Here is a 17383-nt window from a genome sequence, read left to right on the forward strand (position 1 = left end):
CAGCGCTGCTGCGGGTGAGTACATCACAGGACAATACATGTTTGGTTTTTTACGCAGCTATTTTTCGAATGACCTGGCAATTGATCTGGGTACCGCTAACACACTGATCTACGTACGCGGTTTGGGCATCGTTCTGGACGAGCCTTCGGTAGTGGCGATACGTCAGGAAGGTGGCCCGAATGGTAAAAAGACAATTCAGGCGGTAGGTAAGGAAGCGAAGCAGATGCTGGGCAAGGTTCCCGGCAATATCGAAGCGATACGTCCTATGAAGGATGGCGTGATTGCCGACTTCACCGTCACCGAGCAAATGCTGAAGCAGTTCATCCGCATGGTGCACGATACCAAGTTCTTCAAACCGTCCCCGCGCATTATCATTTGTGTACCTTGCGGTTCTACCCAGGTAGAGCGCCGTGCGATCCGTGAATCAGCACTGGGTGCAGGCGCTTCCCAGGTCTACCTGATTGAAGAGCCGATGGCTGCTGCGATCGGCGCCGGTTTGCCGGTATCCGAAGCAACCGGTTCCATGGTGGTCGATATCGGCGGCGGTACAACAGAAGTCGGCATCATTTCGCTGGGCGGCATGGTGTACAAGGGTTCGGTACGTGTAGGCGGCGACAAATTTGACGAAGCCATCGTCAACTACATCCGCCGCAACTACGGCATGCTGATCGGCGAACAGACGGCAGAAGCGATCAAGAAAGCGATCGGTTCTGCTTTCCCTGGCTCGGAAGTCAAGGAAATGGAAGTCAAGGGCCGTAACCTGTCCGAAGGCATTCCACGTTCCTTCACTATTTCCAGCAATGAAATCCTGGAAGCGCTGACTGATCCGTTGAACAACATCGTGTCCGCAGTGAAAAACGCGCTGGAACAGACTCCGCCTGAACTGGGCGCCGACATTGCTGAAAAAGGCATGATGCTGACCGGCGGTGGCGCCTTGCTGCGCGACCTGGATCGTCTGTTGATGGAAGAAACCGGTTTGCCTGTCATCGTTGCAGAAGATCCATTGACCTGCGTTGTACGCGGCTCAGGCATGGCGCTGGAGCGCATGGACAAACTGGGTTCCATCTTCTCCTACGAATAAGTCCATGGTCCAACTATCTGCCGCCACTTCAGTCTATGCTGATCTGGCGTCGGATCGATAGCAGGCACATCAATGGAATACAGTCCACCACCACTTTTCAAGCAAGGCGCTTCCGCGCGGGCTAAAGTGGTGTTCTTCGCGGTATTGGCAATTTTTTTGCTGGTGGTTGACGCACGTCTCAAATCCCTGAAGCTGGTTCGGCAAGTGCTGGGCACCGTGCTGTATCCGGTACAGATGGTGGCGGTGATGCCACGCGATGCAGTGATCAACTTGTCCGAATATTTCACGTCGGCCACAACGCTGGAAAAAGAAAATGTCAGGCTGAAGCGTCAACAGACCGTCAATGCCGACAAGCTGCAGCAAAATGGCCAGTTGTATGCTGAAAATGCCCATCTTCGTAAATTGCTGGATGCGCGTGAAAAGCTGCCGGTCAAATCCATCCTGGGCGAAATCCTGTATGAAGCGCGTGACCCGCATGCGCGCAAGATTATCCTCGACCGTGGATCGCAGCACGGAGTGGAACTTGGCCAGCCCGTGATCGATGATCTTGGCGTGGTCGGGCAGGTCACCAGAATATTCCCGATGACATCGGAAGTGACGCTGCTGACAGACAAGAACCAGGCTATCCCGGTACAAATTTTGCGCAATGGTTTGCGCAGTGTAGTCAATGGTCGTGATCAAGCGGATTTCCTGGACATGCGCATGACGGCCAATGCCGACATCAAGGCCGGCGATGTGCTGGTGACGTCAGGCATAGACGGCATTTATCCTCCTGGCCTGGCCGTTGCCAAGGTGGTGCAGGTAGAGAGCAAGGCCGTGGCGACTTTTGAAACCATATTGTGCGCACCTGCAGCCGGTATAGACCGTAACAAGCAATTGCTGATACTGCTGGTATCGACCAATGATCTGCCGCGCCCCGATTCGGAAGAGGTCAGGGCCAAGAAGGAAAAGATCAACCGCAAGGTAACCCGCGATACGGTCAAGGAGTCCGCCAAGGATGCCGAACCTGCCAAGGATCAGGTCAAGGAAGCTGTGTCGCAAGAGGAAGCAAAAGACAAGGCCAAGGAGGCTCAGAAATGAATAGCCCGCACTATATTCTGCTGCCCGTCAGTCCCTTTTTTATTATTGTCAGCCTGGCGCTGGCCTTCTTCCTGAATTTTTTACCCTGGGGCCACGCGGTGGGCGTGCCGGATTTCGTGGCGCTGGTATTGGTATTCTGGAGCATCCACCAGCCGCGCAAGGTCGGCATAGGCGTCGCCTTCATGATGGGCTTGCTGATGGACGTGCATGATGCGACGCATCTGGGCGAGAATGCGCTGACCTACACTTTGCTATCGTATTTTGCGATCACGATACATCGCCGGGTATTGTGGTTCAAGCCGCTGACGCAATCGCTGTATGTATTGCCGCTGTTTTTGTTTGCGCAAGCCTTGCAGATCATTGTCCGTCTGGCAGTTGCACAGGATGCCCATTTTCCTGGCTGGCTGTATTTTGTAGAAAGCTTTGTCACCACAGCTTTGTGGCCGATTGCCAGTTGGTTGTTGCTGGCCCCGCAAAGGCGTGCCGTGGACAGGGACGACACGCGTCCCATCTGATCCGATAGCAATATAGCCGATGGACTTCATCGGCTGATACATGAATTGTCGAAGGCATGACAGAACTCAAGAACACTGAACGCGAGCTGCATTTATTCAGGATGCGCCTGTTATTCATAGGCTGCTTCGTGTTCATTTGCTTTACGCTGCTGATATCGCGCTTTGTCTGGCTGCAGATCGTCAAGCACGACCAATATGCGTTGCAGGCGGACGAAAACCGTATCTCCATCGTACCGGTCGTTCCCAATCGCGGCATCATCATGGACAGGAATGGCGTGGTGCTGGCGCAAAACTATTCCGCCTACACGCTGGAAATTACCCCGTCCAAAATCACCGTCGATCTGGACGTACTGATCGATGAGCTGGCGCAACTGGTAGATATTCAGCCCAAGCACCGCAAGCGCTTCCGCAAGCTGATGGAAGACTCCAAGAGCTTTGAGAGCCTGCCCATCCGCACCCGCCTGACCGACGAGGAAGTGGCGCGGTTTACCGCGCAACGCTTCCGCTTTACCGGTGTGGATATCCAGGCCAGGCTGTTTCGCCAGTATCCGCTGGGAGATGTGGCTTCGCACGTGATCGGCTATATAGGCCGTATCAGCCAGAAGGATGCCGACATCATTGACGATATGGATGATGCCGCCAATTACAACGGTACCGATTACATCGGCAAGGAAGGCCTGGAAAAGAGTTACGAAAAACTCTTGCACGGCAAGACGGGTTTTGAAGAGGTAGAGGTTTCAGCGGGCGGCAAGGCCCTGCATACGCTGTCGCGCCAGCCGCCTACGTCCGGCACCAATTTGATACTTTCCATCGACATAGAACTGCAAAAAGTCATCGAAGAAGCTTTCGGCGACCGTCGCGGTGCACTGGTGGCGATTGAGCCTTCCACCGGCGATGTGCTTGCCTTTGTCTCCAAGCCAACCTACGACCCCAATCTGTTCGTCGAGGGTATAGACCAGCAAAGCTGGACAGAGCTTAATACCTCGGAAGAAAAACCGCTGGTGAACCGTCCCCTGACCGGTTCCTACCCGCCGGGTTCTACCTATAAGCCTTTCATGGCGCTGGCAGCACTGGAGCTGGGCAAGCGCACACCGGCGCAGGCGATCTCGGATGCCGGTTTCTTCATGTTCGGCGGCCATCGCTTCAATGACGATAAACCGGGCGGACACGGTCTGGTCGACATGTACCGCTCCATCGTCGCGTCTTGCGATACCTACTACTATATGCTGGCGAACGACCTGGGCGTGGATGCGATCCATGATTTCATGAAGCCCTTCGGCTTCGGCCAAAAGACTGGAATCGACCTGGAACATGAAAAGCAAGGCGTATTGCCGTCCACAGAGTGGAAACGCAATGCATATAGAAAAGTCGCCCAGCAAAAATGGTATGCCGGTGAAACGATTTCACTGGGCATAGGCCAGGGCTACAATACCTTTACGCCGCTGCAGATGGCACATGCGATCGCCACGCTAGCCAATAATGGCATAGTGATGAAGCCGCATCTGGTCAAGATCGTGGAAGATCCGCAAACCAAGCAGCGCACGCTGACCGTGCCCAAGGAAAGTTACCGGATTCCCTTGAAGCAGGAAAACATCGACATCATCAAGCATGCGATGGTCGGCGTTACCCAGGAAACTTTCGGTACAGGCTACCGCGCATTTGCCGGTGCAGAGTATATTGCGGCCGGCAAGACCGGTACTGCGCAGGTAGTGAGTATCAAGAAGAACGAGAAATATGATTCCAAGAAAATGGCGAAGAACCTGCATGACCACTCGCTGTTCACCGCCTTTGCGCCGGCAGACCATCCGCGCATAGCGCTGGCAGTCATTGTAGAAAACGGCGGCTTCGGTGCCGAAGCAGCGGCACCGGTGGTACGCAAGGCGCTGGACTATTATCTGCTGGGCAAGCGTCCGCAAGATAAGGACAAGACGCCGGCGCAAAAAGCGGATATCACGCAGACCAGGCCGGAATCGGAAGTGAAGGCGGACGCTGAATCGGAAGGCGGCCCTAAACCCGGCGGCGAAACAACAGGAAACAAGGACTGAGCGCGATGCAAGGTAAATTAATCAGCTGGCAAGCTATCAGATCACGCGTGATGGTGTTTGACGCCGCATTGGCGATGATCATCTTCCTGATCATCTCCATCGGCATCGTCACGCTGTATTCGGCAGGCATGGATTTCCCCGGACGCGTGGAAGGCCAGTTGCGCAATATCCTGATCGCGTTTTCCGTGATGTGGCTGGTCGCCAATATACCGCCGCAGACGCTGATGCGCTTTGCCATCCCCATCTATACCTTTGGTGTGGCTTTGTTGATCGCGGTGGCCCTGTTCGGCACGGTCAAGAAAGGCGCACGCCGCTGGATCAATGTAGGGACGGATATTCAACCGTCCGAGATCATGAAGATCGCCACGCCGCTGATGCTGGCCTGGTATTTCCAAAAGCGTGAAGGCGGGTTGCGCTGGAAGGATTTTATCGTCGCTGCCGTCATTCTTGGGATACCGGTGGGCCTGATTGCCAAGCAGCCGGATCTGGGCACGGCCTTGCTGGTGGTTGCGGCGGGCTTCGCTGTGATCTTCCTGGCGGGCCTGTCCTGGCGTGTGCTGATTACGCTGGTGCTGGTGGTTGCTGCCAGTATTCCCGTCATCTGGCCACGCCTGCATGGCTATCAGCGCGACCGCGTGATGACCATGATAGACCCGACCACTGATCCCTTGGGCAAAGGCTTTCACATCATCCAGTCCACCATCGCGGTGGGTTCCGGCGGCATCAGCGGCAAAGGCTGGCAGCATAGTACCCAGGCCAGGCTGGGCTTTGTGCCGGAGCAGACCACTGATTTCATTTTCTCGGTGTTTTCTGAAGAATTCGGCTTTATCGGCAACTGCGTGCTGGTGGTGCTGTATTTACTGCTAGTGATACGCGGCCTGATGATTGCGGCCAATGCGCCTACTTTGTTTGCCCGCCTGATGGCGGGTTCGGTGACGATGATTTTCTTTACCTATGCCTTCGTCAACATGGGCATGGTCAGCGGCATCCTTCCGGTGGTGGGGGTGCCATTGCCGTTCATGAGTTACGGCGGCACTGCCCTGGTGACGCTGGGTATGGGTGGCGGCATCCTGATGAGCGTGCAACGTAACAGAAAGCTGGTGCAGACATGATGAAGCACGCACGCGCACCCTGGCACGTCGCCTGCAGCTATCTGGCGCTGGTTGTACCGGCATTGTTGCTGGCGGCTTGCGGTAGTGCGCCCAAGCTGGCTACGCAGGAAAATCCGCGCGCTCCGGCTCCTGTCGCCAAAAGCTCGCCCGGCACGCCGCCCTTGCCGAAAGCCGGTTCCGGCAAGGGTGCCTACTATAAAGATGATGGTCCCGGCGATAACCCGCCGGATGGGCTGGAGTTCACCGTCGACCCCATTCCGGTTGTGGAAGCGTATTCGAAGTCAGGCAACAAGCCCTATGTGGTTTTCGGCAAGACTTATACGCCGATTACCGATAACACCACGCCGTTTACGCAGCGCGGCATAGGTAGCTGGTACGGCAAGAAATTTCACAATCAAAAGACTTCGTCCGGCGAGCTGTACGATATGTACAAGATCACTGCGGCGCATCCCACGCTGCCCATCCCGTCTTATGCGCGGGTAACCAACCTCGCCAATGGCAAGCAGATCATTGTCCGCATCAATGACCGCGGGCCTTTCCACTCCACCCGCATCATAGATCTGTCTTATACGGCGGCGTTGAAGCTGGGTTATCTAGGTAGCGGTAGCAGCCAGATAGAGGTGGAGCGCCTGCTGCCTGCCGATATCGAAAAGATGGCGGAAAACCGCAAGAACCAGCCGCCTGCTTTGGCTGCGGCTTCAGCCAATTTACCTGGTTCTGGCATGGTGCCGCAAGTGGCTGCCCTACCCGATAATAAGAAATCGTTGCCTGATGCCGGCAGCACGTCGGCAGAGCAGGGCAGGGATCAGATATCGATGGAAGACTTGCTGGCCATGCAGGAGAGCAAGCCGGTAGAAAAAGTGGCGGCTGTGCCCAGCAGTTCTGCGGCATCCGGCTTTTATCTGCAATTCGGCGCCTATGCGATCAAGGCCAATGCAGAAAACATACAGTCGCACTTGCAGTCCAAGCTGGAAAACCGCTTGCCGGCATTTGATATCGTACAGCAGGGTAGCCTGTACCGGCTGGTCAGCGGACCCTTCGCCAGCAGGGCGGAGGCGCTGGCTGCGATGGTCCAGGCTGGCAACCTCGGCATTGCCAAGCCCCTGGTGGTACAGCGCTGATGATGCGCTAAGTTGGATAGGGCGCCAGACAGGGAGTTAGATCGTCGCTTGTCCGGGGAGGGGCCTTATTCTTCCTCTTGACCTTCCTTCATCTCCAGCGCCAGCTGATAGAGCGCGTTCTTTTTTTGCCCGGTGATTTGCGCCGCCAGTGATGCAGCTTGTTTTAGCGAGCATTCTTCCAGCAATATTCCCAGTATCCTGCGCGCTTCCTGAAGATCGTCGTCAGCATTGCTCGGCGCACCTTCCACCAGAAGTACATACTCACCTTTTTCGCTATGGGCGTTGTTTTTCAGCCAGTCTGCAGCCTCGCCCAAAGGGCAGCGGTGGATCTGTTCAAACAGCTTGGTCAGCTCGCGTGCAAACACGATCTGGCGCTGGCTGCCGAACACGCTTGCCAGTGCCTGCACCGATTCGATGATGCGGTGCGGCGCCTCATAAAAGATCAGCGTCGCGGGTATTTGTTCCAGCGCGCGCAATGCGGTTTCTCGCTGTCCTGCTTTGGCGGGCAGGAAGCCCACAAAGTAGAACTGGTCATTGATCAACCCGCTGCCGGACAAGGCAGTGATCGCGGCAGAAGCGCCGGGCAAGGGCATCACGTTCAGGCCGGCTGCACGTACAGCGTCCACAATCTTGGCCCCGGGGTCGGACACGCCGGGGGTGCCGGCATCGGATACCAGTGCGATGCGTTCGCCGGCCTGCAGGCGGGCCACGAGCTTGTCGGCGGCCTCCCTTTCATTGTGCTGGTGTGCAGCGATCAAGGGCTTGTTGATCCCATAGCGTGACAGCAATTGCGCAGTATTGCGTGTATCTTCGCAGGCGATAGCGTCTGCCAGCGCCAGCAAATGCAGCGCCCGCAGGGAAATATCGCAAACATTCCCTATCGGCGTGGCGACTACATATAATGTGGCTGCAGGATAACTCTGTTTGGACAGGGTTTCCATCACAGGAGAATTGCTTAGCGAATAGCTTGTTGAATGGGTATCGGACGTGCTCATGCTATATTCCGGGATGTGGACTAATTCAGGATTGTACGACAATGCCGCTATGGGAATGGCTGAATGGGCCGAAACAGGCCCAACAAAGCAGTGCTCAAGATCATAAAGATGAATTGCCGGAGCGCGGCCGCAATAGCACCACTAGCCGCCAGCGCACCGGTGACGAGGGCGAGCAAAGGGCGTTGCTGTATCTGCAGCAAAAAGGCATGACGCTGGTAGAGCGCAATTTCCTGTGCAAGGGCGGTGAAATCGACTTGGTCATGCAAGACGGCAAGGGCTTGGTGTTTGTCGAAGTCAGGTCCCGTAATTCGTCGCAATTCGGCGGTGCGATCGCCAGCGTGACGCCGGCCAAGCAGCGGCGCATGGTGATTGCCGCACAAGTTTTCCTGCAAGCGTATAAAAGACCTCCAGCCTGCCGTTTTGACCTGATATGCATACAAAACGGTGAATTGGACTGGTTACAGGATGTAATAACAGGGCAATAAAGCCGGTTTACATTCCAAAATATATATTTATGACCGAGTTCTAGTAGTGTTACCGACTGTTTTATAATTCCGCATCATGACAAATCAACGTATCCTGGCGCACTTTCAAGAAAGTGCCGAATTAAAAATGCAGGCTGCCGAAGTACTGGAGCAGCCTATTTCGTATGCCATTGAACTTATGTTCTCGGCATTGTCTAACGGTAACAAGATCCTGGCCTGCGGAAATGGCGGCTCGGCGGCGGATTGCCAGCATTTTGCGGCAGAGCTGGTGGGGCGCTTTGAGCGCGAGCGGCTGCCTTTGCCAGCGATGGCGCTGACAACCGATACCTCCATCCTGACAGCGGTAGCGAACGATTACAGCTTCCAGGAAGTATTTTCCAAGCAGGTACAGGCCTTCGGCCAGGCTGGCGACATCTTGCTGGCCTTGTCCACGTCCGGCAATTCCGCCAGCGTGATCAATGCGATCAATGTCGCGCTGGAACGCGATATGCGCGTCGTTGCGCTGACCGGCAAGGGCGGCGGCGAGATCGCCAAGATATTGACTGATGCAGATGTCAACATCTGTGTCCCGCATGACCGCACTGCCCGTATTCAGGAAGTTCACCTATTAACCATACACTGTCTGTGTGACGGCATCGACGTCGCACTATTCGGAGGAGATGCAAATGACTGACCGTTCCACTGTTTGGCAAAAGACGGCGCGACCGCTGGCGGCATTGACACTGTGCTGTGCGGCACTGGTCAGCCTGCAGGGCTGCGTCGGCGTCATGGTGGGCGGTGCAGTGATGGGCACGCTCGCGGCAACCGACAGGAGAACCCTGGGTGCGCAAACCGAAGACAAGGCCATTGCCGTCAAGGGTGATGCGCGCCTGTCCCGTACGCTGGGAGATTCCGCGCACATCAACGTCAACAGTTTCAACCGCAGGGTTCTGCTGACCGGTGAAGTCGCCGATGAGCAGGCCAGAGCCACTGCAGAACGTGAAATGCGCGCGGTTGAAAACGTGGAGTCCGTCTCCAACGAGCTGCAGGTAGCGGGTGTCTCCAATTACACTTCCCGTTCCAATGATGCGCTGATCACCGGCAAGGTGAAAGCATCCTTCGTCGATACCAAGGACCTGTATGCCAGTGCCTTCAAGGTCGTGACGGAATCCAATGTGGTCTACCTGATGGGTCGCGTCACCCAGCGCGAAGGCAATCTGGCGGGTGAAGTCGCTCGCGGCGTTAGTGGAGTACGTAAAGTGGTCAAGGTATTTGACTACATCAGCGAAGGCGAACTGAAAACCCTGATGGCGACTCCAGACAATGGCGCCAAGCAGGACGGCAATAAAGATAATTAAGACATAAGCAAGACATAAGCAGGAAATAAGGAAAAGCCCGCTGCAGCATGTGGCGGGTTTTTCTTGCCAGGTACATTCAGTAACTTCAGCAAGATTCAACAAGGTTCAGCAACAATATCCAGCCGGTATTGGGTTAACACTGCACGACAGGCATGCGGGCTTTCCCCGTATGCTCACACTCTACAGGAGCAATCATGGCGGCACTGATCATACTATTGGTCATCATTCTGGTATTTGTTTTTTGGGCGGTCGGCGCATACAACCGGCTGGTCAGCCTGCGCAACCGCTTCAAAAATTCCTTTGCGCAGATCGACGTGCAACTGAAACGCCGTTACGACCTGATTCCCAACCTGGTGGAAACCGCCAAGGGCTACATGAAGCATGAGCGCGAAACTCTGGAAGCCGTCATTGCCGCGCGCAATCAGGCAGTAACCGCCAATGCCAAGGCCGTGGGCGACCCGTCGGATGCCGCAGCGGTACAGCAATTGTCGGCAGCCGAAGGTTCGCTGACAGCATCGCTGGGTAAGATGTTTGCATTATCGGAAGCCTATCCAGACCTGAAGGCCAACGAGAACATGATGCAGTTGACCGAAGAGCTGACCGGCACCGAAAACAAGATCGCCTTTTCCCGCCAGGCGTATAACGACAGCGTGATGCAGTACAACACGTCGATAGAGCAATTCCCCGGATCCATCATCGCCAATATGTTTGGATTCCGTAATGCGGAAATGCTGCAGGTGATTGAGTCGGCGGAAGAACGCAAGGCCGTCAAGGTGTCGTTCTGAAATGAGGGCAGCGGCAACCCGGTGTGGCTTGCCGGGCCCATGCATGCTCTTTCTGTCCCTTCGCTACTCTTCCCTACTGTAAATCCGGATGGATTTTTTCGAGCAACAGGATCAGGCCCATCGCCAGAGTAAAAAACTGCTGTTGCTGTTTTTGCTGGCGGTAGTTGCCATCGTGCTGGCTGTTAATGGCAGCCTGGCACTGATATGGATCTGGGCAAGCGGCGGCTCGCTGCATTCCATGCATCCCGGACATGCCTACCCGCGTGGGTTTTTCCTCACCAATACCGTATTGACGCTACTCTTCATCGGCGGCGGCACCATGCTGGAAACCTTTCGCCTGCGTGATGGAGGCGATGCAGTGGCGCAAATGGCGGGCGGGCGCCTGGTCATGCCCTCTTCGCAGGATTTGCGCGAGCGCCGGCTGCTCAATATCGTAGAGGAAATGTCGCTGGCGTCCGGCATCGCCTGTCCGCGGGTGTATATACTGGACAAGGAAGATGCGATCAATGCTTTTGCCGCCGGCTACCATCAAAATGAGGCGGTTGTGGCGGTGACTCAGGGCGCGCTGAGCCGCCTCACACGAGACGAGTTGCAAGGCGTGGTCGGCCACGAATTCAGCCATATCATGAACGGCGATATGCGCATGAACATACAATTGATAGGCGTGCTGTTCGGCATACAGATGCTGTCCGGTTTCGGTCAGGAATTGATTTACTGGAGCACTCGCTTCGGCTCTTCGCGCAGCCGTGATGAAAAGGGACCGCCGCTGCAACTGGTGCTGCTGGTGGTCGGTGTCGTGCTGTTCGTCATCGGCTATGTGGGAATTTTTTTCGGACGCCTGATCAAGTCTGCGGTATCACGTCAGAGAGAGTATCTGGCCGACGCCAGTTCAGTGCAATTTACCCGGAATCCGGATGGCATAGGCGGAGCCCTGCGCAAGATAGGCGGCCTGACGCGCATCAATCAATGCGGCTCCCGTATCGATAGCCCCAAAGCGGAGCAGCTGTCGCATCTCTTCCTCGGCGCTGCCAAACCCAATTTGTTATCCGGCCTGTTCGCCACGCATCCGCCATTGAAGGAACGGCTGCGCCGCGTGTATGGTAAGAACGTGGACTTCTTGGAAGCCGACGAGCTTTACGAAGAGCAAAACATTCCTCCGCTGCCTGAGGGTATATTCGGTTTTGGTTCCAGGAATATTGATGCAGCGCGATACGCCAAAAGCAAGGAACAGTCACTGGCCGCCTCCGCCGGCCTTTCTTTTGGCAATCAGCAGCAAACTCAGGAACAGCTCGCACCGGAACTGGTTGGTGCGGTGCGTGATCCGCTGGGTGCCTCTGCGCTGGTATATGCATTGCTGCTCGATCGTTCGGATGCGCAGGCTTATGCGGTGCAAATTGCCATACTGAACCAGGACGCGCCAGCGCAGTGCGCGCTGGCAACGATGCTAGTGGAGGCTATAGCCAGGCTACCGCGCAGCGCACGCTTGCCTCTGCTGGATCTGGCAATGCCTGCGTTGCATATGCTGTCCGCAGAGCAAGGCATCATTCTGCTGGCCGTCGTCGATAAACTGATAGCGGCAGACCAGAGGACTACTTTGGCCGAATTCGTGGTGCAGACCGTACTGAGCCGACGCCTGAATGCGCGAGCGAGGCGTGCCGGCGCGATCAAATTCAACGCGCTGACGGAGTTGAGGACTGAGACTATACTATTGCTGTCGCTGCTGGCTTTTGCCGTCGGTGAAACGGGTTCCGCAGGCCAGGCATTTGCGCGGGGTGCGGCCGCCGTGCCGGAATTATCCATAGCCGGGAAAGACATGCTGTCGGTCACCCGTCTGGATTTTTCCAACGTGAAGCAAGCGCTGGACAGGCTGAACCAACTGACGCCGCTGGCCAAGCCTTTCTTGATACGCATGTTGCTGGCCGGTGCAGGAGCGAATATGAATGTGCAGGTGGCAGACTTGCTGCGCTGTATCTGTGCTGCCATCGACAGCCCGGTACCGGATGCGGTTGCAGCAAGCTATACCTCCCATCACTGGGCCTATCGCGAAGCCTGATAGCTGGATAAAAAATTCAAAGGAGTTTCCATGGCCCATTTGTCACGCTTGATTGGAGGCATGTTTGCGGTTTCCGCGTTGTTCGCTTTGCCGGCTTTAGCGGGTGCTGCATCGGATAACAAACTGGCACAGAGGCTGGCTGCCAATTGTGCATCCTGCCACGGCACGGCCGGCGTTGCGGCGGCTAATACCTTGCCGCCGTTGGCGGGGCAGCCCAAGGATAGCATCATTGCCAGCATGCAGGCCTTCAAGTCCGGTACACGTCCTTCCACGGTAATGCAGCAACTCGCCAAAGGCTATACCGATGAGCAGATCGGCCTGATAGCCGGCTATTTTTCTGGTCTGAAGCTGACTGAAGCCGGAGGTGCAAAATGAAGCGCCGTCAATTCATCCAGGGCATCTTGCCTGTAGGCGCAATGCTGGCCAGTCCTGCGGTGTGGGCACAGTCCAAGGCCCGGTCCAAAGCCCAATCCAGGGTAGTGGTCGTTGGCGGCGGCTATGCCGGAGCTACTGCGGCAAAGTATCTGCGCTTATGGGGTGAGCAAAAAATTGAGGTCACCTTGGTGGAAGCAAATCCTCAATTCGTCTCCTGTCCCTTGTCCAACCTGGTACTGGGTGGCTTCAGGCAGATGTCGGATATCACACTCAGCTATGACAATCTGGTCAAGCATCACGGCATTCGGCTGGTACAGGATTACGCGCAATCTGTTGATAAGGAAAAGCAGGTATTGAAACTGGCTGGCGGCCAGAGCCTGCCTTATGACAGATTGATACTCAGTCCAGGCGTTGATTTTCTGTGGGATCAGTTGCCCGGAATGCAGTCGGCGGAAGCCCAGCAAAAAATCATGCACGCATGGAAGGCGGGACCGCAGACGGCCACCCTGCGCAAGCAGCTGGAAGCAATGCAGGATGGCGGCACCTTCGTGATTTCCATTCCGCCTGCTCCTTTCCGCTGCCCTCCCGGGCCGTATGAACGGGCCTGCCAGGTCGCGGCCTATTTTGCACAGCACAAGAAAAAATCCAAGGTATTGATCCTGGATGCCAATGACGACGTACTGTCCAAAGGCCCCTTGTTCAAGAAGGCCTGGGCCGAGCACTACAAGGGCATCGTCGAGTACGTGCCAAAATTTACTACTGCCGATGTCGATGCGGCCAGCAATACCGTGATCTCCGATTTCGGCGACAAGATGCCCGGCGCTGTCATTAATGTGATTCCGCCGCAACGCGCAGGTGCAATCGCGGTACAGGCAGGTGTCGCGAATATGAACAAGCGCTGGTGCGAAGTGGATTTCCTGACTTTTGAATCGACGCAGGCAAAGAACATTCATATCTTGGGCGACGCGATCCAGGTGGCGCCGCTGATGCCGAAATCGGGGCATATGGCGAACCAGCATGCGAAGGTGTGCGCGGCGGCGGTCGTCGATTTATTTAACGGCGATACGCCCAACCAGGCGCCCATGCTGAACAACACCTGCTATAGCTATGTGTCCGAGAAGGAAGTCGTACATATCGCTTCAGTGCATGCGTATAGCGCCGAGAAAAAGACCTTTCTCAGCGTACCGGGTGCAGGCGGTTTGTCAGTGGCTGCGAATGAGCAGGAAACAGCCTATGCCGAGAGCTGGGCGCAGAATATCTGGGCAGACACGCTGGCCTGAAGCTTGCTGCAGGCAAAGTCTCCCCCCTGTATTGCATTGCAAAATCAAAATCTCTTGTATATTTAGCTTATTAATTGATAATACATACAACTATATGCGTAATTGCTCATATAGTTTTGGAGTGGCGATGAATGAATTGAATCAGTTGTTCGAGAAAGTGTCGGGATACTTTGCCCTGTTGTCTGAACCCACCAGGCTGAAGATATTACACGCGCTATGCGATGGAGAAAAGTCGGTGACCGATGTGGTAACTTCGGTTGATTCCACGCAGGCAAATGTGTCCCGCCATCTGAACACGATGTACCGGGCAGGTGTGCTGGGCCGCCGTAAGGAGGGCAATATGGTGTACTACGTCATTTCGGACGAAGCCTGTGTCGAACTTTGCCGGACTGTGTGCACGCAGATAGCTTGCAGCATGGAAGAACAGAATATTTCCAAGCGCGCGGTCAGGGATTTCATGCCATTGGCTTAATGCTCGCGCCTTGAATAGTGTCCGTTTTGTCGGAAGATGCATGGTGCGGCTTGTTCAAGCGTAGATGAGATGACCCAGCATAAACTGCCAGGACGTTTGCAAAAAGCACCGGAAAATTTCCTTGATCAAAACCTGATCCAGGAAATCAGTGCTGAAGGCCTGAATGAGCAAAGGCGCTTATTCCTGCGCAAGAGCTTTGCCGCCACCTTTGCCACCACACTGGGCACTGCCGCAGCGGGCGTGGCTGCCCGCGCAAGAGCGCAGGATATCGGCGATGGCGATCCGGCTATCCTGAACTTGCCGGAACACTCAAAGACACTCGGTCTGCCGGTTGCAAGCAACCCCTACGGCCTTCCATCCAGATACGAAAAAAACCTGCAAAGGCGGGAAAGCCCCGGCCTGACGCGGGTTGGCGCTGCCTCGGTATCGTTCTGTCCCTTGCAGGGCATGTTCGGCATCATCACGGCCAACGGCTTGCATTTCGAGCGCCATCACCAGGGCTGGCACGATATCGATCCGCAGCAGCACAGGCTGATGATCAATGGCCTGGTCAAGAATCCCAGCGTATTCACGATGGACGATATCATGCGCCTGCCATCGGTATCGCGCATGCATTTCATAGAATGCGGGGCCAATACCGGGATGGAATGGGGCAATGTTGCCGTACCCACCGTGCAGTACACGCATGGCATGCTGAGCTGCTGTGAGTTTACCGGCGTACCCTTGTCCATCTTGCTGGATGCCTGTGGTATCGATAAAAAGCGCGCCAGATTCATCCTCGCCGAAGGGGCCGATGGTTCTGGGATGACGCGTACGATTTCCATCGAGCGGGCCATGGACGATGTGATCGTCGCCTATGGCATGAACGGTGAAATGCTGCGACCCGAGAACGGCTACCCTCTGCGCCTGGTGGTGCCCGGTGTGCAGGGGGTGTCCTGGGTAAAGTGGCTGCGCCGGATAGAAGTCGGTGATATGCCGTATGCGACCAAGGATGAGACCGTGCATTACATCGACCTTATGCCGGACGGCACGCACAGGCAATACACGTCGATACAGGAGTGCAAATCGGTGATCACCACGCCATCCGGCGGCCAGATGTTGATCGACAAGGGTTTCTTCAATATTTCCGGCATTGCCTGGTCTGGGCGCGGTAAGGTAAAGCGAGTGGATGTGTCGGTGGACGGCGGCAAGAACTGGCGCAGCGCCAGGCTGGAGACGCCGATACTCAGCAAATGCCTGACACGCTTCAATATGGATTGGGTCTGGGATGGCGGTCCGGCGCTATTGCAATCACGCGCCATCGACGAGACCGGCTATGTGCAACCGCAGATGAGGCAATTGCGCGAGGTACGCGGTACCAAGTCCATTTATCACAACAATGCCATACAGTCGTGGCAGGTAGCGGAAACAGGCGAGGTAGGCAATGTTCATGTCTCCTGATACACCCCCTGCCGTGTCCCCATCTTCACTCCGGAGCGGTTTACGCGCGGTACTAAAGCCGCTGTGTGCGGCACTCGCGGGTTTGCTGCTTTGCTGTATTTCCTTATCCCTGTGGGCTGCAGATAGCTATCCCGGTATCGGCCGCAGCGCCACCAGCAAGGAAATTGCCGCCTGGGATATTGACGTACGCCCGGACTTCAAAGGCTTGCCCCCAGGTTCCGGCAGCGTTGCCAAAGGCATGCTGGTGTGGGAAGGGAAATGCGCGATGTGCCACGGTAGCTTTGGTGAGTCCAACCAGGTATTCACCCCCATCATAGGCGGCACGACCAGGCAGGATATACAGACCGGCCATGTCGCTGCTCTGACGGGAAATACCCAGCCGCAAAGAACCACGATCATGAAACTGTCCCAGGTCTCCACCTTGTGGGACTACATCAATCGCGCAATGCCGTGGAATGCGCCAAAAACCCTGAGCACGGAAGAAGTCTATGCGGTCACCGCCTATATCCTGAACATGGCGGAAATTGTTCCGGACGATTATGTGCTCAGCGACAAAAATATCGCGGAAGTGCAAAAGCGCCTGCCCAATCGCAATGGCCTGCAGACCAGGCATGGCATGTGGGAAGTCAAAGGCAAGCCGGATACCGGTAACACCGCCTGCATGAAGGATTGCGTCAAGACTGTCAGCATTAGTTCCCGCTTGCCGGATTACGCCCGGAATGCGCATGGAGATATTGCAAAACAAAACCGCATCATAGGGCCGGTACGCGGCGCCGACACGCTGGCGGCAGCACCCACCGAAGCATTGAAGGGGAAAACTACGCTGGTTCTCGCCGCCGAGCCCTCAGCCAAATCAGCTTCCGCCTCCGTGGCCGCCTCGGCTGACGGTCTGGCGCTGGCAAAAAAATATGCCTGCCTGGCATGCCACGGTATCGGCAACAAGATCGTCGGCCCGGCTTTCAAGGACGTGCAGAATAAATATGCCGCCGCAAACGATGTGGAAAACAGGCTTGCTGCCAAGATCAAGGCAGGCGGGCAGGGTGCATGGGGAGCCATCCCCATGCCGCCGAACCAGCAGGTGCCGGATGCCGACATCAAGGCTATTGTCAAATGGATCATGGCGGGTGCTAAATAGACCAAGCCGGCTTAGGGTTTTTACATAAATACAATCTTCCCGCAGAAAACTATTAAAATAGAGTTGAATAAC

At 55.7% G+C, this 17383-nt stretch carries 17 protein-coding genes; 16 read left to right on the forward strand and 1 reads right to left on the reverse strand.

Going from position 1 to position 17383, the window contains the following annotated elements:
• Nucleotides 1-37 precede the first annotated feature (37 nt).
• From IEW12_RS19500 to IEW12_RS19525, 6 genes are all read left to right on the forward strand, one after another.
• A complete protein-coding gene (locus IEW12_RS19500) occupies nt 38-1081 on the forward strand; it encodes a rod shape-determining protein (RefSeq protein WP_188567775.1) in 1044 nt (347 codons plus the stop codon).
• A gap of 72 nt (nt 1082-1153) precedes the next feature.
• On the forward strand, nt 1154-2161 hold the full coding sequence (mreC, locus tag IEW12_RS19505; protein WP_188567776.1) for a rod shape-determining protein MreC: 1008 nt from the start codon (nt 1154-1156) through the stop codon (nt 2159-2161).
• Entirely contained in the window at nt 2158-2676 is a 519-nt protein-coding gene (mreD, locus tag IEW12_RS19510; RefSeq protein WP_188567777.1) for a rod shape-determining protein MreD, read from the forward strand. Before mreC ends, mreD begins: the two co-directional genes overlap by 4 nt.
• A 56-nt stretch (nt 2677-2732) precedes the next feature.
• Complete coding sequence (gene mrdA, locus IEW12_RS19515) at nt 2733-4721, forward strand: penicillin-binding protein 2 (RefSeq protein ID WP_188567778.1); 1989 nt, start codon at nt 2733-2735, stop codon at nt 4719-4721.
• Nucleotides 4722-4726: 5 nt separating this feature from the next.
• Nucleotides 4727-5833 (forward strand): rod shape-determining protein RodA, encoded by a 1107-nt coding sequence (gene rodA / locus IEW12_RS19520; RefSeq protein ID WP_188567779.1) that lies wholly within the window; start codon nt 4727-4729, stop codon nt 5831-5833.
• Nucleotides 5830-6954 (forward strand): septal ring lytic transglycosylase RlpA family protein, encoded by a 1125-nt coding sequence (locus IEW12_RS19525; protein WP_229751238.1) that lies wholly within the window; start codon nt 5830-5832, stop codon nt 6952-6954. The genes rodA and IEW12_RS19525 overlap by 4 nt, the downstream gene beginning before the upstream one ends.
• Nucleotides 6955-7019: 65 nt before the next feature.
• Here IEW12_RS19525 and rsmI read toward each other — a convergent pair whose 3' ends face one another.
• Nucleotides 7020-7949, reverse strand: coding sequence for a 16S rRNA (cytidine(1402)-2'-O)-methyltransferase (gene rsmI / locus IEW12_RS19530; protein ID WP_229751239.1), 930 nt, complete (start codon nt 7947-7949; stop codon nt 7020-7022).
• Nucleotides 7950-7990: 41 nt separating this feature from the next.
• Between rsmI and IEW12_RS19535 the strand changes: the two genes are divergently transcribed.
• The 10 genes from IEW12_RS19535 (at nt 7991) to IEW12_RS19580 (ending at nt 17311) form a co-directional block, all read left to right on the forward strand.
• Complete coding sequence (locus tag IEW12_RS19535; protein WP_188567780.1) at nt 7991-8434, forward strand: YraN family protein; 444 nt, start codon at nt 7991-7993, stop codon at nt 8432-8434.
• A 76-nt stretch (nt 8435-8510) separates the two neighbouring features.
• Nucleotides 8511-9107, forward strand: coding sequence for a phosphoheptose isomerase (locus tag IEW12_RS19540; RefSeq protein WP_188567781.1), 597 nt, complete (start codon nt 8511-8513; stop codon nt 9105-9107).
• Nucleotides 9100-9771, forward strand: a complete 672-nt coding sequence (locus tag IEW12_RS19545) for a BON domain-containing protein (protein WP_188567782.1) — start codon at nt 9100-9102, stop codon at nt 9769-9771. Before IEW12_RS19540 ends, IEW12_RS19545 begins: the two co-directional genes overlap by 8 nt.
• Before the next feature lie 194 nt (nt 9772-9965).
• Complete coding sequence (locus IEW12_RS19550) at nt 9966-10556, forward strand: LemA family protein (RefSeq protein WP_188567783.1); 591 nt, start codon at nt 9966-9968, stop codon at nt 10554-10556.
• 88 nt (nt 10557-10644) lie between these two features.
• A complete protein-coding gene (locus IEW12_RS19555) occupies nt 10645-12609 on the forward strand; it encodes a M48 family metallopeptidase (RefSeq protein ID WP_188567784.1) in 1965 nt (654 codons plus the stop codon).
• A 30-nt stretch (nt 12610-12639) separates the two neighbouring features.
• Nucleotides 12640-12984: a c-type cytochrome gene (locus IEW12_RS19560; protein ID WP_229751240.1), complete on the forward strand. Its 345-nt coding sequence runs from the start codon at nt 12640-12642 to the stop codon at nt 12982-12984.
• Complete coding sequence (locus tag IEW12_RS19565; protein WP_188567785.1) at nt 12981-14264, forward strand: NAD(P)/FAD-dependent oxidoreductase; 1284 nt, start codon at nt 12981-12983, stop codon at nt 14262-14264. Before IEW12_RS19560 ends, IEW12_RS19565 begins: the two co-directional genes overlap by 4 nt.
• 127 nt (nt 14265-14391) lie before the next feature.
• A complete protein-coding gene (locus IEW12_RS19570) occupies nt 14392-14736 on the forward strand; it encodes an ArsR/SmtB family transcription factor (RefSeq protein WP_188567786.1) in 345 nt (114 codons plus the stop codon).
• Nucleotides 14737-14805: 69 nt separating this feature from the next.
• Nucleotides 14806-16176 carry a sulfite dehydrogenase gene (gene soxC / locus IEW12_RS19575; RefSeq protein ID WP_188567787.1) on the forward strand — a complete coding sequence of 457 codons (1371 nt, stop codon included), beginning with the start codon at nt 14806-14808 and terminating at the stop codon, nt 16174-16176.
• Nucleotides 16166-17311 (forward strand): c-type cytochrome, encoded by a 1146-nt coding sequence (locus tag IEW12_RS19580; protein WP_188567788.1) that lies wholly within the window; start codon nt 16166-16168, stop codon nt 17309-17311. Before soxC ends, IEW12_RS19580 begins: the two co-directional genes overlap by 11 nt.
• Nucleotides 17312-17383 lie beyond the last annotated feature (72 nt).

Origin of the sequence: Parundibacterium terreum (assembly GCF_014636315.1) — a bacterium.
GTDB classification, from domain to species: Bacteria; Pseudomonadota; Gammaproteobacteria; order Burkholderiales; family Burkholderiaceae_D; genus Undibacterium; species Undibacterium terreum.

Excerpts from the sequence above, each read along its gene's own strand:
- IEW12_RS19500 (WP_188567775.1), top strand. The coding sequence starts at position 38 with ATGTTTGGTTTTTTACGCAGCTATTTTTCGAATGACCTGGCAATTGAT.
- mreC (WP_188567776.1), top strand. The coding sequence starts at position 1,154 with ATGGAATACAGTCCACCACCACTTTTCAAGCAAGGCGCTTCCGCGCGG.
- mreD (WP_188567777.1), top strand. The coding sequence starts at position 2,158 with ATGAATAGCCCGCACTATATTCTGCTGCCCGTCAGTCCCTTTTTTATT.
- mrdA (WP_188567778.1), top strand. The coding sequence starts at position 2,733 with ATGACAGAACTCAAGAACACTGAACGCGAGCTGCATTTATTCAGGATG.
- rodA (WP_188567779.1), top strand. The coding sequence starts at position 4,727 with ATGCAAGGTAAATTAATCAGCTGGCAAGCTATCAGATCACGCGTGATG.
- IEW12_RS19525 (WP_229751238.1), top strand. The coding sequence starts at position 5,830 with ATGATGAAGCACGCACGCGCACCCTGGCACGTCGCCTGCAGCTATCTG.
- rsmI (WP_229751239.1), bottom strand. The coding sequence starts at position 7,949 with ATGAGCACGTCCGATACCCATTCAACAAGCTATTCGCTAAGCAATTCT.
- IEW12_RS19535 (WP_188567780.1), top strand. The coding sequence starts at position 7,991 with ATGCCGCTATGGGAATGGCTGAATGGGCCGAAACAGGCCCAACAAAGC.
- IEW12_RS19540 (WP_188567781.1), top strand. The coding sequence starts at position 8,511 with ATGACAAATCAACGTATCCTGGCGCACTTTCAAGAAAGTGCCGAATTA.
- IEW12_RS19545 (WP_188567782.1), top strand. The coding sequence starts at position 9,100 with ATGACTGACCGTTCCACTGTTTGGCAAAAGACGGCGCGACCGCTGGCG.
- IEW12_RS19550 (WP_188567783.1), top strand. The coding sequence starts at position 9,966 with ATGGCGGCACTGATCATACTATTGGTCATCATTCTGGTATTTGTTTTT.
- IEW12_RS19555 (WP_188567784.1), top strand. The coding sequence starts at position 10,645 with ATGGATTTTTTCGAGCAACAGGATCAGGCCCATCGCCAGAGTAAAAAA.
- IEW12_RS19560 (WP_229751240.1), top strand. The coding sequence starts at position 12,640 with ATGGCCCATTTGTCACGCTTGATTGGAGGCATGTTTGCGGTTTCCGCG.
- IEW12_RS19565 (WP_188567785.1), top strand. The coding sequence starts at position 12,981 with ATGAAGCGCCGTCAATTCATCCAGGGCATCTTGCCTGTAGGCGCAATG.
- IEW12_RS19570 (WP_188567786.1), top strand. The coding sequence starts at position 14,392 with ATGAATGAATTGAATCAGTTGTTCGAGAAAGTGTCGGGATACTTTGCC.
- soxC (WP_188567787.1), top strand. The coding sequence starts at position 14,806 with ATGACCCAGCATAAACTGCCAGGACGTTTGCAAAAAGCACCGGAAAAT.
- IEW12_RS19580 (WP_188567788.1), top strand. The coding sequence starts at position 16,166 with ATGTCTCCTGATACACCCCCTGCCGTGTCCCCATCTTCACTCCGGAGC.